Raw genomic sequence first — 15,761 nt, forward strand, 5'->3', positions numbered from 1 at the left:
AGGATCGTCCAGTGACCTCACCGACTCCCCGGCTTCCTGCGCTCGATGCGCTTCCCGCGGTGACGTATGTCATGCCGGTGCTCAACGAAGAGGGGTTTCTGGAGCAGGCGGTTCGCACCATCTTGGCTCAGGATTACGCCGGCGAAAAAGAAATTGTGCTCGCCCTCGGCCCGTCTCGTGACGGGAGCGACGCGATTGCCGCACGACTCGCAGGTGAGGATCCGCGAGTCGTGCTCGTCGATAACCCCGAACGCGATATCCCGGCCGGCCTCAATCACGCCATTGCTGCGAGCACGCACGAGGTGATCGTTCGTGTCGACGCGCACTCTGAGTTGACCCCCGATTACACGCGCCGCGGCGTCGCCGCTCTGCAGCAGACCGACGCCGCAAATGTCGGGGGTGTCATGCGCGCTGCCGGCGCCGGTGCGGTACAGCGCGCCATCGCGCGCGGGTACAACAGCCCCTTCGGTCTCGGCGGCGGCGCTTACCACGCAGACGGCACCCCCGGCCCGGCAGAGTCGGCCTATCTCGGGATCTTTCGTCGCACCGCCCTCGAGGCGGTGGGCGGGTACGACCCTGCGATCCTGCGCGGCGAAGACTGGGAGCTCAACCTCAGACTGCGCCGAACCGGCTATACGGTCTGGTTCGAGCCCGCCTTGGGCGTCACGTACTGGCCGCGCGCGAGCCTTGGCGATCTCGCACGACAGTTCTTCGCCACGGGCACCTGGCGCGCAGTACTCGTGCGGCGCTACGGCCGTGCGAACCCCTGGCGGTTCTTCATGCCGGGAATTCTGGTGCTCGGGCTCGCTCTGAGCCTCGTGGCGCTCGCGCTGCTGATCAGCGGACTCGTCGCGTGGGCGTCACCGGCACCGGCACTCTTGGCGCCCGCCGCGCTCTACCTCGGGGCGATCCTGTTCGCAACCTGGCGCATCCCTGATCAGCACGGCATCCGCGACCGCGCGCTCACCGCCGTGACACTCATCACGATGCATCTGAGCTGGGGAAGCGGATTTCTACGCGGCATCGCCTTCGGCGGTGGTCGCGTGGTCGATCGCTCGCGGGTCTAGCAGACGCCTCGATCGACGAGCTCATCGACGACCCTGCTGGCCGCGCCGCCGTCGTCGTGCGGGGTGAAGCGCTGTCGCCATGCCGCGTATGCGTCGGAGTACGGCACCCCCGCGCGGGCCGCGTCGATCAACTGTTCCGGAGTCGTGAGCAGTGGGCCGGGGGCCGACGCCTCGAAGTCGAACGTGAACCCGCGCTCACGATCGCGATAGTCGGCAAGATCAGGCACGTAGAACGCCATCGGCACCGCAGCTGCCGCGGCATCGAACATCGTTGACGAATAGTCGGTGACGAACAGGTCAGCGGCAAGGATCACGTCATTGACATCGGGGTGCGTCGAGGCATCGATGATTCGCGGATCGTGCGCACCCATCGCTCCTCCGGGCAGACCCTGCACTCGCACGTGCCCGCGGGTCACGATCACCCAGGGATCGTCTGGCTCGTCGAGCGCCGGTATCAGCGCCGCAATATCAAGCACTCGTGGATCCGCCGCCTGCCCCCGACGGCTCTCGCGCCATGTCGGCGCGTACACGAGTACCCGGGGGCCATCGACGATTCCGAGAGCGCGCCTCGCTCCGTCTTGCAGAATGCGTATGCGCTCCGGGCCACGAGCGGAGTTCACCACCGCTCTCGCCAATCGATCGTCGCGCGGATACCCGGTTTCGAGCATCGGGCCCTGATACGCGTAACTCTCGCGGAACTGCGACGTCGAGTGCGGGTTTTGGGAGAGCAGCAGGCTCCATCGACGACTCTCGCGCCGCGTCGCGATGCGTGTCTGCAGGCCCGTGTTCGGCCGGGTGAGGGCCAGGTGCTTGAGCATGGTGCCGTGCCACGTCTGCAACACGAACTGATGCCGACCGCGCCGAAACCCGTATCGGAGCCAATCGTTGACCACCAGCAGGCGAGCCCGCGCACGCGCGGCGAACCAATCTGCACCGCCGACGAGCACTGGAATCGCACCTTCGGGCACGGCGATCGCTTCGTCGGCCACGCTCCAGTACCGCTTCTGTTCAGGAAAGCGCTGAGCCAGTTCACGGTCGATGGCGAGTGGATTGCAACTCACCTGGCGCCCTTCGAAACTCTCGAAGAAGACACCGGATTCGACCCGTTCGGCCGCCGGCAGCGCGAGTCTCCGAATCTCGGCGAGTACTCTCGCCGCCGCGCCGCCCTGAGGCGCGTCATGGAAGCGGCGTGCGAGATTGCGAGAGTCGACTTCGGCCTGTCGCCTCCCAGGGCCTGTGCCCATGACCGTGCTCAGGCGCCGAATCGTCGCCTCCCACGTGAGCTGCACGTGACCCGATGCCGTGATTTCGAGGGGCTCGTACAGCCCTCGTGTCGCCGAGTAGTGCACCACATCGGGCGCGAACCACACGATCGGGCGCTCCAGCAGCGCGAAATCAATCGCGATCGACGAGTAATCGGTGATCACGACATCGAATGCCCCGAGCAGCGGGGTGATGTCGGGGGCGATGGTTGCCGGCAGCGCGTGCACGCGCGCGTTCCCCGAGTCAGCGTCGGCCGAGCCGAACGCCGCATCGTACGCACCGCTCCCCATGGGATGCGATCGGATGACCAATCGTGCGCCGTGCGCTGCCAGCCACGTCGCGATTGCAGCGGCTTCTTCGGGGGTCGGTACGGCGGGGTCTGGCGCGCCGTCACGCCAGGTGGGTGCGTAAAAGATCAGGGACTCGGGCGCTGTCGATGCATCCGCAGCGAGGCCGAGCAGTCGGCGCACCTCCGCGCGGGCATTCGCAGCAAGCACGGGATTCGCCGCCTGCGCTGCGAGGACGTCATCGCGCGCGTCCCCGAGAGCGCGCACGCGTCCGGGAGCAACACGATTCGCCTGGCGCAGCCGTCTCGCACTCGTCACCGATGCCGCAACGTACAGCTGCACGCGTTCGGCACCGAGGCGATACACGCGACGCAGGATCGCCCGCGCGAATCCCGGCCCATCCGTCGAACGCGCGAGGTGGTGATGCAAGCGTTTCAGCGGCACCCCGTGCCCGAGGTGGGTGATCGAGGCTCCGGCGATCCCGAATCGATTGACATCTCGGTAGCCGTGAGTGATCACGATCTGACGCGACGTGAGCGTGGCGGTGAACCCCGCCCAACTGTCACGGGGAACCGCAGTGAACCCCTCGGCGGTCGCTCGCTCCGCTTCGGCTTCGTCGGCGACGGCCCAGAAGATGTGGGCAGTCGAATCGGTGTCGCGCAGTTCGCGCGCGACGGCGAGTGCGCCCTCACCGACCCCGATCCAGCTGCCGAACATCCACTGATCCGGGCGTCGCGGCACGAACCACGAAACCAGGAGTGAGATCGCGAAGGCCGCCATCGCGAACAGTCGAGAGGTAGCACCGCTCGATGCGGGGGTTCCTGCGGTACTCATTCCCACAACTGTAGGGCATGCAGTTGCCGCAGCGACCGGCACCGACCCACACGCACGCGAACGCCGCGAACGACATCGAGAGGATGTCGTTCGCGGCGTTCAGAGAGAACCGTACGAGTGTCGAAGTCAGTATTCGAGCGTGCCGAGCGTTGCTTCGGTCTCGCCGGGTTCACCGCCTCGCGTGTACTCGATCTTGACGGTGCTGCCCCCGGCGTGCTCGCGGATCAATGCGGATACCGACGTGCCGTCGACCGCCGAGACACCGTCGACCGCCGTGATGACGTCGCCCGACTTCAGCCCGGCCTTGTCGGCCGCGCCACCGCTCGACACGTCGACGAGCAGACCGCCCGCGTGATTCGCATCTGCATCCGTGTCTTGCGACGAGTCAGCGACCGACGCGCCGAGCAATCCGTGCGACGGCTGCTCGCCGGCGATGATCGCGTCGGCAACCCGCGTCGCGAGATTCGCCGGGATCGCGAAGCCCAGCCCGACACTGCCAGCGGTATCACCGGTGGTGGAAGTCGAGGCGATCGCCACGTTGATGCCGATGAGTTCGCCGTTGCCGTTCAGCAGTGCGCCGCCCGAGTTTCCGGGGTTGATCGATGCATCGGTCTGGATGACGGGCAGAGTTACACTTCCAGATGACGTCGACTGCTGCTGCTGACCGCTGTCACCGTTCTGTTCATCAGGAAGACCGAAGCGGAAGTCCCAGGGGAAACCGTTTCCACTGTCGCCATTGCCTTCGCTGCCGGTGTCACCGCTGCCGTCGTCTTGCTGGCTCTGGTCGTCGCCGATCAGCGGGCTGCCCACCGAGATGCCGCGATTCAGTGCGCTCACAACGCCACTCGTCACGGTGTTCGCGAGGTTGAGCGGGGCGCCGATGGCGACCGTGAGGTCGCCGACATCGATCTTGTCGGAATCCGCCACGGTAATCGCGGGGAGATCAGTGGCATCGACCTTCACGACGGCGAGATCAGCATAGGGATCGACGCCCACGACGCTGCCGTCGAAGATGCGCCCATCGCTGAGTTTCACCCGGATCTTCGCATCGCTCATCGCAGCGCCGTCAAGCGTGACGACGTGCGCATTCGTGATGATGTAACCGTCTTTCTGATAGATGACGCCCGAGCCCGACCCGCTCGCGCTGGCACCGGACACCTCAAGGGTCACGACGCTCGGGGTCGCGACTGCCGCCACCCCTGAAATCGCCGTGGCATTTTCGGCATTGTTCAGCGTGATCGCACTGTTACCACTCGCCGTGGCAGTGCTGCTGTGGTTCGCATTGGCCGACACGACGGCAGCGACTCCGCCGCCGACGACCCCGCCGAGCAGCGCTCCGATTGCGAGTCCAGCGAGGAGCGCCCCGGTGCGATTCTTGCCGCCGCTGTTTCCACCCGTGGGCGCTGCCGCTGGGAAAGCGGGAACGCCGGCTCCGCCTCCAGCCTGCGGGTGCTGCTGCTCATGCACCGGGGTGCCGAAAGCGACTCCAGCCGGGGTCTGCGGCGTCTCGGCACCCGAGTACTGGTGCGTCGGCTGCGGCACCGCGCCGGCGGGAGCGGGGTACGCCCCTTGCGGCGCGAGCGGCTGCTGCGGAACGTGTGCCTGCTGGACGGCAGGCTGCACCTGGGTCTCGGGCTGGATTGGCGGGGCCGGAGCGTTCGTCGCTGCGGGCGGCTGCGGGGAGTACGCGGGCTGCACGGTCTCAGGGAGTCGCGAAGTCTCCGTTGCATCGGCCGCGGAAACCGCGGCGGGCGCCTCGGGCAACGGCGACGTCGCCTGCGTGTGGACGGTCGGTGCCGCATGGGCTTCTGCGGGGGCGTCACCTGCGACGCGGCCCTCGGGGGTGATCGGGCGACCGTATGGGTCGTTCTCGGGTGTGGTGCTCATGGGGGCTCCCTTCTCTTACGTACAGCATGGACAGCGAATCTATGAATTACGTTTGGGAGACCTGCAGAGCGACTGCATCTTCCGCACAGTGGTCCGATCCGGCACCCGGGAACCCCGGCGCTGTGCAGGTGCGGGCTCAGATGACCGCAAGGATCGAGCCCTCACCTGCACGGCGCCGTCGAGAACGCGTCAGTCACGCGTCGGCAAGAAGCCTCCCTCGCTCAGGTCCGGGCACTCATGCACGAGTGGCCGGCGCCGGTGACGCACGGTGCGGAGCACCAGCAGCGCGGCACCCACGAGGGCGACGCCGCCGCCAACGATCCACCAGACGAGGGGGCCGCGAGCTCCCCCGGTCTGTGCCAGGAGTTCCGTAGGCGGAGTCCCTGGCAGACGCACTTCAAAATTCTCATCGGCCGCACCGCACTCGCCACGAGCTACCACGTGCTCTCGGCCGTCGACGACCATGACCAGCGTCTCGACAAATCCGCCCAGGCCGAGGTGGGCCTGGCGAGTCTCGACCGAACGCGAAGCGAAACGCCCCGGACCGGTCACTGCAACGCCTTCCGGATCGCTCAAGTCTGGGATCTCTGTCTCAGGGGCACAGCTCAAGTCACCGTTCGAGCTCCGTTGGAACGCCGCGAATCGCACGCGGAAGTCCACATCTTCGCGCTCAGGAAATGCGCCGGTGACTATCGCCGTATCAAACATCGGCTGCCCGACCTCGACCGACCCCGCCGACTCGGTGCGCACCAGCGGAGTCTGCACGGTGCTGGTTTCGCCGGGCAACCCGCATTCTCCAGTGTGCAGCACGCGATCGCCGTGTTCGTCCCGTTGCGAGAGCTCTTCGACCCACCACACGGTGTCGCCAAAGTCTGGCAGAGCCGTGATTTCGGGAGATTGCACATCGCCCGTCTCAGTGACCGGAACCGCATCTGTCGTGAACAGGAGGTTCTCGTCGGTGCACACTGCTGCGGGAGTACCCGTCAGCGACGCATCTCCGCGATATCCGCGAAAGACGATCTGATGCTCAGTCCCGGCACGCACGGCGAGCTCTCCGGTGACAGTCGCCGTGTCAGAGATGCGATCTCCCATGGCGACGGCTGCCTTCGCGTGCGTCGTGACCTCCGGTTTCGTAACGACGGTCGTCTCCGTGTCGAGACCGCACTCCCCGGTGTGGAGCGCCGTGCGCGCATCACCCTGGATCAGCCACAGCGTCTCCACCCACCAGACTGCGCCCGCCCAATCGGGCTCCGCGATCACCTCTGGCGAACGCATTTCACCTGGCCCCGAGACGGGAACTGGGTCGGTCTCGAACAGGAGATTCTCGGCCGTGCAGACCGCCAGGGGCGCAACGGACCGATCAGTGTCTTCTCCAGGCGACTCAGCCGAGCCGCTCGAGGCTCGGTATCCCTCGAAGGTCATCTCCCAACGTGCGCCTGCGTTCTCCGCAATGCCGCCCGAGACGATCGCTGTGTCGGTGATGACTGCACCGGCAGGGGACGTCTCGATCGCAATGGTCTCGACGACCGGCCTCCCGACATTCGTCGTCTCATTGTCGAGTCCGCATGCACCGCGATGCAGCACCTCCGGACCATCAGGCGTCTCCAGACGGAGCGTTTCGACCCACCACACACGGGTTCCCAGTTCGGGCGTCGCGACAACGCTCGGAGATCGCACCTCGCCGATGTCGGTCACCGGCACGGCTGCCGAACGAAACACGACATTCGCAGCCGTGCATGTCGCTTCAGCTGCAGATTCGCCGGATTCGGTCTCCGGCGCCCGGTATGCGTCGAACTGCACTGAGTATTCCGCTCCTTCCGCGAGTGTCCCTGAGACGATTGCGACGTCGTAGATCTCGTCACCGAGCACGGCCTCGCTGAGCGCCTGCGTCTCGATTGCGGGTTGGTCGATCTTCGTCGTCTCGTTCGCGACGCCGCACTCGCCCTCGTGCACCAGTTTTCCGGATGAGCTGACGCGTTCCACCCAGTGAATGGTTCCTGAGGATCGCACCGGAGTCTCCTCCGACCGCACCGTGCCGGCACCAGACACCTCGATGTTCGCGGACGTGAACACCGGCTGGACCACACAGCGCTGCTCCGTCGAGAGCGCCGCTAATTCTTCAGCGCTCCAACGCTCGGGATCTTGCCGCTGTTCCATGACTGCATCTCGCCCCTGCAGCAACACAGGGTTTCCCTCAGCATCCGTTCGAGGGAGACCATTCGCTGTGATCTCTTGCTGGGGATACGGGGTGCCGTTTGCGGCGACACCCGTGGTCGGGGCACCGGCAGCATCCGTTGTGGGAATTGGTTCGCCCGCAGCATCTCGAAGGGGCTTCCCATCGACATCCGCCCACCATTCGCGCCAGAGCGGCACTCCTGACTCCGGATCTTCCGCTTGTGCTTCGTACGCCGCACCGAGTTTTGGCTTCCAGGATGCATCGTATTTCACCGCACCGACCTCCGGCTCGAGGTACGCTACAAATTCTGCTGTGGCCTCCGGCCACATGCGCAAGCGCGTTCCCGGCTGTTGCGTGACGATCAGTTCGTCATACATGACCCCACCGACCGTTGCAGCAGCAAGTGCGTGGGAGGCCGCAGTCGGCGGTGCGAGCGGCGGCGGGACATCGTGAGTAGCCTCGGTGAAGCGCCCGGTCAGGTCCGATTGTGTCGAGCTCCCGGTGGCCACCACGATACGCTGCCCCACTCCACCTGAACTCGTGGAGGTGTTGTACACATCGAGCAGTGCCTCCCAGCCGCGAGCGCCCTGGGCAACCCACGAACCCGAGGCACGAAGCTCGCCGGCATCGGCGCTGGCCGTCACCCGTTCGGTGCCACCCTCGCGGCCTGAAACGTCGAGTCTCGCTGCACCGTTGCGTTCAAACGTACCCCCGACGACCGACACTGACGTGGTACCCGCGGGATATGTCAATGTGAATTCGAGGCTTTCTGCTCCACCTGTGCGTGTGAGCCCCAGCGCACCGGTGACCGGCCGAGGCTTCGCCGGCGGCACCGCTGCGTCACGCGCTTCCGCATAGAGACGATCGGACGTCTGAATCAGATCTTGTCCACGAGTCGAACTCTGCAACACACCGATCATGCGGTCGAGCGTTGCATTGCCCGGCTGAAAACGCTCACGCATTCTCCAGATCGTCAGTTGAACGGCAGCCGCGGTCCAGGCGTCGCGCGTCTGGCCGTGCTGATCGATCAGGTAGTTCATCTGCCGGATTCCACTGGTTTCCATGAATGCCGGAAACCTGCCTTCTCGACCGAGCAGATACGACAGCCTCCCCGCTTCGGAGATCACGCCCGATGGTTCGCCCATGGAGACTTCGACGCAGTATGCCCTCGTGCCGTTCGGCATCACGAAATTGCTGATCGTCACTCCCCCGGGAAACGTGACTTGCTCTCCGCGCGGCACGGCTTCTGCCACCGCAGGAGTTCCGGCAACGCCCACAGTGATCATCATCACCGTCACGAGCACAGCGCCCAGCATCCGGGCACCGACACTCGACCTCCTCCCCTTTCTGCGCACGAACGATCGGCGCACCTTCCCAACGATTCGTAGGCGATGCAACATGTGATGCTCCTTTCCAGGCCGCGACGACACCGCACCATCCGGGCGGCGTGACGGATGGCGTGGAGCGATCCTCGCCGAGCACTCGAGCGGCGTGCAGGAGCTATCCACACCCTGACGACACCGCGTGCTTGCGTACCACGTTCGGGCGTGCTAACCTAGGTTCTTGTGCCGCGGGGTGGAGCAGTTCGGTAGCTCGCCGGGCTCATAACCCGGAGGTCGTAGGTTCAAATCCTGCCCCCGCAACGATGAGAAAGGCCCCTGATCTGTGATTTAGATCAGGGGCCTTTCGCTGTTCACGAAGCGATGCAGCCACGGGGGGGTAACCGGGTTAACCGGCCAAAATTAGTGGATGGGTTCGCGCGTGTTCACTAGCGTCCGGCCCAACCGGTTCGTTCCCAGAGGCCTCGTGGCTTCTGCTGCGCGCAGCTTCTCGGCTCCAGCTCCGCAGACGGCGCCATTCCAGAATTGGTGTCACTTTGTGCACGTTTCTGGCACGGATTCGAGGGCTACACAGCACTTTTTGACACCAACCCCTGAAGGGGAAGTGCGGCTCAATGGCAGAACCGCTTAGCGGCAGCTACAGAAAGGGCGCTGAATCGCTAGGGCGTGGATGAGGAGTTGGTTGCGGTGGGGTGTCCATGATGTCGTGAGACAGGTGTCCAATATGTGCTGAAACCAGACACTGCCCCGCAACGATGAGAAAGGCCCCTGATCTGGGATTCAGATCAGGGGCCTTTCGCTGTTCATGAAGCAATGCAGCCGTTCACACGCGTTCACTTTTCTCTCGACAGCGCCTGATGTGAGCGGACCACTCGCCATCCTCAGATTTGACCACATGCAGAGACAGTTGGAGCCCCGAACGAATGACATCGTTCGGGGCTCCAACTGTCGGATCAGACGCCCGTTATTCCGCCGCGAGTGCGTCCTCGAGCGCCTGCTTAGCGCGCTTGTCGGCTTCACCGTACGCGGCCCAATCGCCCGACTTCATTGCTTCGTCACGGTCAGCGAAGGCCTCCTGCAGGTCCTTCAGCGACGCATCCAACGACGGTTTGGAATCTCCACCCGTGTTGCTACTGCCCGTGTCACCAGTACTCGGTGTCTCAGGATCTTCCGTGGTGGGGGTGGTTCCCGTGTCGCCAGCATCGGCTCCCGAGTTCCCGCCGAATAGCGCATCGAGCGCCTCGTCGAGCGTGTCCTCGAAGGCGATCTGATCACCGAACGAGACGAGCACCTTCTGCAGAATCGGGAAGCTCGTGCCTGACTTCGCTTGCACGTAGACCGGTTGCACATAGAGCAGCCCGCCACCGACGGGCAAGGTCAGCAGGTTTCCACTGATCACTTCGCTCTCGCCCTGTCGCAGGATGTTGAGCAGGTTCGACACGTTCGAATCGGTCGTAAAGCTGTTCTGCACCTGGCCAGGGCCCGGAATAGGGTCGCCCTTCGGAAGCTGCAGGAGTTTCAGCGTTCCGTAGTCCTTCGACACTTCTCCGTCGCTCGACCCCGCATTGGAGTTGGCAGCCAGGTACCCCGTGAGGATGTCTCGCGAGCCCTCGCCCGTTTGCGATGGGATGTACGTCGAGTAGATCGAGTAGTTCGGCTCCGCATCCGCGCCTGCCGCGAGCGTCAGGTAATACGGCGGCTGAGCGAACTTCTGCGCACCGGCGGACGCGCTCGACACCGGGTCATCGGGGGTGCGCCACTTGTCCTCTGCCGAGTAGAAGGCATCAGAGTCGGTGACGTGGTACTCGCCGAGCATGGCGCGCTGCACCTTGAACATGTCGCTCGGGTAGCGCACGTGGCTGAGCAGATCACCGCTCATCTCAGACACGTTCTTCAGCGTGCCGGGGAAGATCTTGCCCCACGACTTCAAGATGGGATCTTCCGTATCCCAGGCGTAGAGCGAGACGGTGCCGTCATACGCGTCGACCGTCGCCTTGACTGAGTTGCGAATGTAATTGATCGGCTTGCCGAGCGGATCGCGCTCCTTGTTATCGGCGTCGACCGTCAACGCGTTCATGTCCGACTTCTCGGAGTACGGGTAGTTGTCAGAGGTCGTGTAGCCATCGACGATCCACACGATCCGCCCATCGACCACCGAAGCGTACGGTGCCTTGTCAATCGTCAGATACGGCGCGACCTTCTGTACGCGGTCGACCGGGTTGCGGTCGTAGAGGATCTGAGAGCCGTCAACGACAGCGCCCGAGAGGAGCACCTCCATGTCCTGGAACTTCAGGGCGTAGATGAGCTTGGTGAAGATGTTGTCGAGCACCGGACCACCATCGCCGGAGAACGTCGTCATGTTTTGACGCCCGCCCTCCTCGGCAGCTTCTTCACCCTCGGGCGCGGCCTCGGTGGTCTGCTCCTCGGTAGTCTGCTCAGACTCGGCGGCATCGGGCTCAGCCGGGGTCGCGTCCTCTGCTGAGGCCTCGGCCGTGCTCTCCGCGTCAGCGGGGAAGTCGAGCTCGATCGCTTTCGACCGCTCCCCGCCGACAATGGAGTATTCGGGAGAGTCCATGCCGAAGTACACGCGGGGTTCGAACTTGCCGAGCTTGCCGCTCGTCGGGATGCCGTTCTCGAGGAACACGGGTTCACCGCCCGGGGAGCGCTGATTGCCGAATGCCGCGACGAGCCCATAGCCGTGGGTGTACACGAGCGTGCGGTTGTACCAGCCCGTCTGATCCTCGATATTGATGTCGCGGATCGCGGACACAGTGTCTTCGACTTGGCCGTCAATCTCGTATCGGTCGACGTTCAGTGACGTCGGGAACTGGTAGTACTGGCGAATCTGCTCGAGCTGGGAGAACGTCGGCGAGACGACCTCGGGATCGATGATGCGAATGTTCGCCGTCGTCGTCGCGTCGTCGCGCAACGCGCCGGGCTCGGCATCCGTCGATGCGTCGTAGCGCTCCACCTGCACGTCATCGATGCCGTACGCCGTGCGCGTGGCCTCGATATTGCGTTCGATGTAGTCGGCTTCGAGGCTCTTCTCGTCGGGGCCCACTTGGAACTGCTGCACACCCCAGGGGTAACCGATGCCGAGCACGATGCTCGATGCGAGGAAGAGTGCAGTACCGATCACCGGGAGTCGCCACTTGCCGGTGAAGGCGGTGACGAGGAACAGGATCGCGACGATGATCGCAATGCCCGCGAGAATCTGCTTGCCCGGAATCACCGCGTGCACATCCTGGAAGAGCGCACCGGTGCGGATGCCGCTCGAGCCAGTCAGGGTGCGGTACTGGTCGAGCCAGAGGCTCACCGCCTGCAGCAGCAGGTAGAGGGTGGCGAGCACCGCGGCTTGAATGCGCGTCGACTTCGATACACGCACATCGCGACCGGCGAACGCGATGCCTCCATACAGGTAGCTGGTCGCGACGCCGGCGATCAACGCGAGCAATGTCGCGGCCGACGCGAACGCCACGATGCCCTGCAGCATCGGCAGATTAAAGAGGTAGAAGGAGATGTCGAGGCCGAACTGCGCGTCTTTCTCGCCGGTTGCCTCACCGTTGATCCAGAGCAGCGCGCTCTGCCACTGCGTGGCGGTGCTGAAACCGCCGAACAGGCCGACGACTGCCGGGAGCGCCCACTTCACCAGACGCCTCAGCGGCTCGAAGAGCTCCTGATACCGATCGAGTTGCGCGGTGAGGCGTGCGTACACCGGACGGCGTCGATAGGCCATGTCGATCGCGAGAAACACGGGCACGGCGATGCCGAGGAACCCGATGACAAACATGACGCCCGCCGCGACCCACTGGGTCGTGAGCACGGGCAAGTACCCCACTTGGCGATACCACATCACTTCGGCCATCACTGCGGCGACGGCGAGGAAGCCAAGGATGAGAGCCACCACCAGCATGATGGTGATGGCGAGCGGCGAGAGTCGGCGCTGGCTGGTCGCCTCGGCCGATCTATTCGGGTCGGTCACGTCTTCGTTCACTTTCCTGTCCTGAGCGCACCCGAGGGGTGCCGGGCGGGGTGGATCACTTCACCCTATCGGGCGGGGCTGACAAAACCCGAGGTCAGTATCTCTGGCGACGCGCGACTACTGCGCGTTCGCCGTCGCTGCGGTGCAGCGCTCCAGCCCGGCGGGGGTTCCGCCGTCGGCAGTGAGCTGCACCGCGTCGATCGCCTCGGAGAGCGTGGCGACCGGTGCGACGTTCAAACCGTCCGGAACGTGCTCGGGCACGTCGCTGCAATTGCCGATCGGCATGAGGAACAGATCACTCTCGGCCCTCGAAGCCGCCCACATCTTCTGCTCGAGGCCGCCGATCGCACCGACCTCTCCGGTGTCGGCCATCGTTCCGGTGCCGCTCACGGTCATACCGTTCAGCAGATCGCCCGGCGTCAGTCGGTCGACCATCGCGATCGCGAAGACCATTCCGGCGCTCGGCCCGCCGATGTCTTCGAGTTCGATGTCGACGGGGCTCGGCAAATCGTAGGAGATGGAGATAGTCGCGCCGATCAACGGCTCCGAACCCCCGCTCGGCACCGCCGGCGAGAGATCAACCGTCTGCGACTTCCCGTCGCGTTCAATGCCGATGCGCATCGTGCCGCCGGCACCCGTGTCGGCTGTGCGTTGCCGCAGCATCGCGAAATCGACGACCGCGTCGCCGTCGACCTCGGTGATGCGATCGCCCTCGCGAAGCACGCCATCGGCGGCGCTCCCCTCCGCGATATTCGCCACGGTGAGTTCGACGCCTACCGCTTCACCGAGCTCGCGAAATGCTGCGGCGGCCGCGGTCGCCCGCGAACTTGACATGAGCGCCGTGTTCTGTGCCTGACGATCTTCCGAAGTCTCACCAGTCGCATAGAAGTCAGTGAGCGGCGCGATTCGCTGGGACGGATCGAAAACTGCGGGGAGCAGGGAGAGCCAGCTGCGATGCTGCTCTGGGCTTCCGAGGATCTGCACCGTGAGCAGGTTCAGCGTGCCAGTCGTCGGATAAGTCTGGGCGTCACCGAAGTTCACCACCGGTGATGCGGAGCCGTCGATCTCGACCTCGCCGAGTGTGTTCACGACCGGACCGGGCCGCTCGATGGCGTAGGGCGACGGAATCGCGCCGGCGAGCAGCACCGGGATCGCGATCGCGAGAGCCACCCACAGCCGCCTGTTGCCCCGGGCGGCGGGCGTCTGACGAACCTGCGATCCGGGATTCGCGCCCACATCCTGCTTGCCCAACTCACTCCTTGATGCCCCGTGCTGTTCGCACTCGGCGCAATGGAAATCGCCGTGCGACGGTCAATCTAGCAGGCGCATCTGAGCGCGGTGCCGTAGCGTTGTTCAGGAAGCAACAACGGAGGGGCGGCCATGAGCGCGAACGACCACGACGGCGTCGAACGACCGGATTCCGGGGGCGATTTCGAAGAGCTGCAGCGCATTCTGCGCGACATGCTCTCGGGCACCGGGGCGACACCTCCCAACGGGTTCGATCCCGAGCAATTCGCCAAGGCAGCCGGCATCCCCATCGATCCGCAGACGCTCCAGGGGCTCTTCAGTACCTTGCAAGGAGCCATGCAGCACCCGTCCGAAGAAATCGATTGGTCGGTCGCACGCAAGACGGCGATCGAGGTGGCAAGCGATGGCGCTGGTGCGGGCGATCCGGCTGCTGCGCTCCGCGCTTTTCCGGTCGCGGCGCTCTGGCTCGATGAGTCAACCGATCTCGGCCCCACCCCCGATGCCCCGCGCACCATTTCTCGCATCGAGTGGGTGCAGCAGTCGATCGACACCTGGGTCGGGCTTGCCGAGCCCGTCGCCGAGTCGATCACGGCCGCTCTGGTGAACGCGCTCGAAAGCCAGATGCCCGAAGAGCTCAGTGGGGCGCTGCAGGGCGCTACGCCCGTGCTCCGCAGCGTGGGAGGCGCGTTGTTCGCCGTGCAGTTGGGCACGATCGTCGGTCGACTATCTGGCGAGGTCGTCTCTGCAGGTGACATCGGCATTCCGCTGCTCTCCGGCGATGGACGCGAGGGCGGCGCGCTGCTTCCGGCGAACGTCGCGGCGTTCGCCGAGGGGCTCGATCAGGATGCCGAGACCGTCACGCTCTATCTCGCCATTCGGGAGCTCGCCCATGCCCGGCTCTTCCGGCATTCGAAATGGCTGCGACTGCACCTCCTGAGTGCCATCGGCGATTATGCGCGCGGCATCCGCATCGATACCGACCGTATCGAGGAGATCGCGCGCGATATCGATCCGTCGCATCCCGAGCAGATCCAGGAGTTGATTTCGAACGGCGCCCTGATCCCTCCGAAATCAGAGTCGCAGGAAGCGGCCCATCAACGTCTGGAAACGATGCTCGCCCTGATCGAAGGGTGGGTCGATGTCGTCACTGCCGATGCTGCGAAACGCATTCCGGGGGCCGAAGCAGTCGCTGAGATGGTGCGTCGACGCCGTGCGACGGGTGGACCGGCCGAGCATGCATTCGCCGCCCTGGCCGGTCTCGAGCTGCGGCCGAGGCGGTTGCGCGAGGCTGCATCTCTGTGGCGACTCGTCGGCGAGCGCAGCAACATTGCCACTCGTGACGGCCTGTGGGCGCACCCGGACCTGCTGCCAACCTCAGCCGAGCTGGATCACCCGGCGCAACTGCTCGAACGCCTGGGACTCGCGGGCGCGGCCGCGGACCCCGCCGCCGCCGACTTCGATGTTGCGCTGGCTCAGCTGCTCGATGGGTCGCTGCCGCCGCATGCCGGTGGCGAAGACGGAGAGGATCACCGCGACGGCGACGAGCCGCGCCACTGAGGTTCGGCTCGTGAGCTCATCCGTGATGCGCTCACATTCCACAGGATGTGGGCGTAACAATGCATTGAGCCGCGCGAGCTGTGCATAACTGAATTTCACACTGCGGGAGCACCCACACTG

Annotated in this window: 7 protein-coding genes and 1 tRNA gene; 3 read left to right on the forward strand and 5 right to left on the reverse strand. The window is 65.0% G+C overall.

The window, feature by feature from the left end; genetic code table 11:
* The first annotated feature begins 11 nt into the window (after positions 1–11).
* On the forward strand, positions 12–1,067 hold the full coding sequence (locus tag ACZF5Y_RS09905; RefSeq protein WP_497532503.1) for a glycosyltransferase family 2 protein: 1,056 nt from the start codon (positions 12–14) through the stop codon (positions 1,065–1,067).
* Here ACZF5Y_RS09905 and ACZF5Y_RS09910 read toward each other — a convergent pair.
* From ACZF5Y_RS09910 to ACZF5Y_RS09920, 3 genes are all read right to left on the reverse strand, one after another.
* The gene (locus ACZF5Y_RS09910) at positions 1,064–3,451 is read right to left on the reverse strand and encodes a CDP-glycerol glycerophosphotransferase family protein (RefSeq protein WP_497532504.1); all 2,388 of its coding nucleotides are present in this window, start codon (positions 3,449–3,451) and stop codon (positions 1,064–1,066) included. The genes ACZF5Y_RS09905 and ACZF5Y_RS09910 overlap by 4 nt on opposite strands.
* Before the next feature lie 126 nt (positions 3,452–3,577).
* Positions 3,578–5,338 (reverse strand): S1C family serine protease, encoded by a 1,761-nt coding sequence (locus ACZF5Y_RS09915; RefSeq protein WP_497532505.1) that lies wholly within the window; start codon positions 5,336–5,338, stop codon positions 3,578–3,580.
* 189 nt (positions 5,339–5,527) lie between these two features.
* A complete protein-coding gene (locus ACZF5Y_RS09920) occupies positions 5,528–8,830 on the reverse strand; it encodes a hypothetical protein (protein WP_497532506.1) in 3,303 nt (1,100 codons plus the stop codon).
* 253 nt (positions 8,831–9,083) lie between these two features.
* On the opposite strand from ACZF5Y_RS09920, the gene ACZF5Y_RS09925 reads away from it, so the two are divergent.
* Positions 9,084–9,157 (forward strand) — tRNA-Met (locus ACZF5Y_RS09925).
* A 661-nt stretch (positions 9,158–9,818) separates the two neighbouring features.
* On the opposite strand, the gene ACZF5Y_RS09930 is transcribed toward ACZF5Y_RS09925, so the two are convergent.
* On the reverse strand, positions 9,819–12,848 hold the full coding sequence (locus tag ACZF5Y_RS09930) for a UPF0182 family membrane protein (protein WP_497532507.1): 3,030 nt from the start codon (positions 12,846–12,848) through the stop codon (positions 9,819–9,821).
* Between the two features lie 105 nt (positions 12,849–12,953).
* Complete coding sequence (locus ACZF5Y_RS09935; protein WP_497532508.1) at positions 12,954–14,087, reverse strand: YlbL family protein; 1,134 nt, start codon at positions 14,085–14,087, stop codon at positions 12,954–12,956.
* Between the two features lie 129 nt (positions 14,088–14,216).
* Between ACZF5Y_RS09935 and ACZF5Y_RS09940 the strand changes: the two genes are divergently transcribed.
* The gene (locus tag ACZF5Y_RS09940; protein WP_497532509.1) at positions 14,217–15,641 is read left to right on the forward strand and encodes a zinc-dependent metalloprotease; all 1,425 of its coding nucleotides are present in this window, start codon (positions 14,217–14,219) and stop codon (positions 15,639–15,641) included.
* Positions 15,642–15,761 lie beyond the last annotated feature (120 nt).

The organism is Leucobacter sp. WKLB1 (assembly GCF_059696215.1).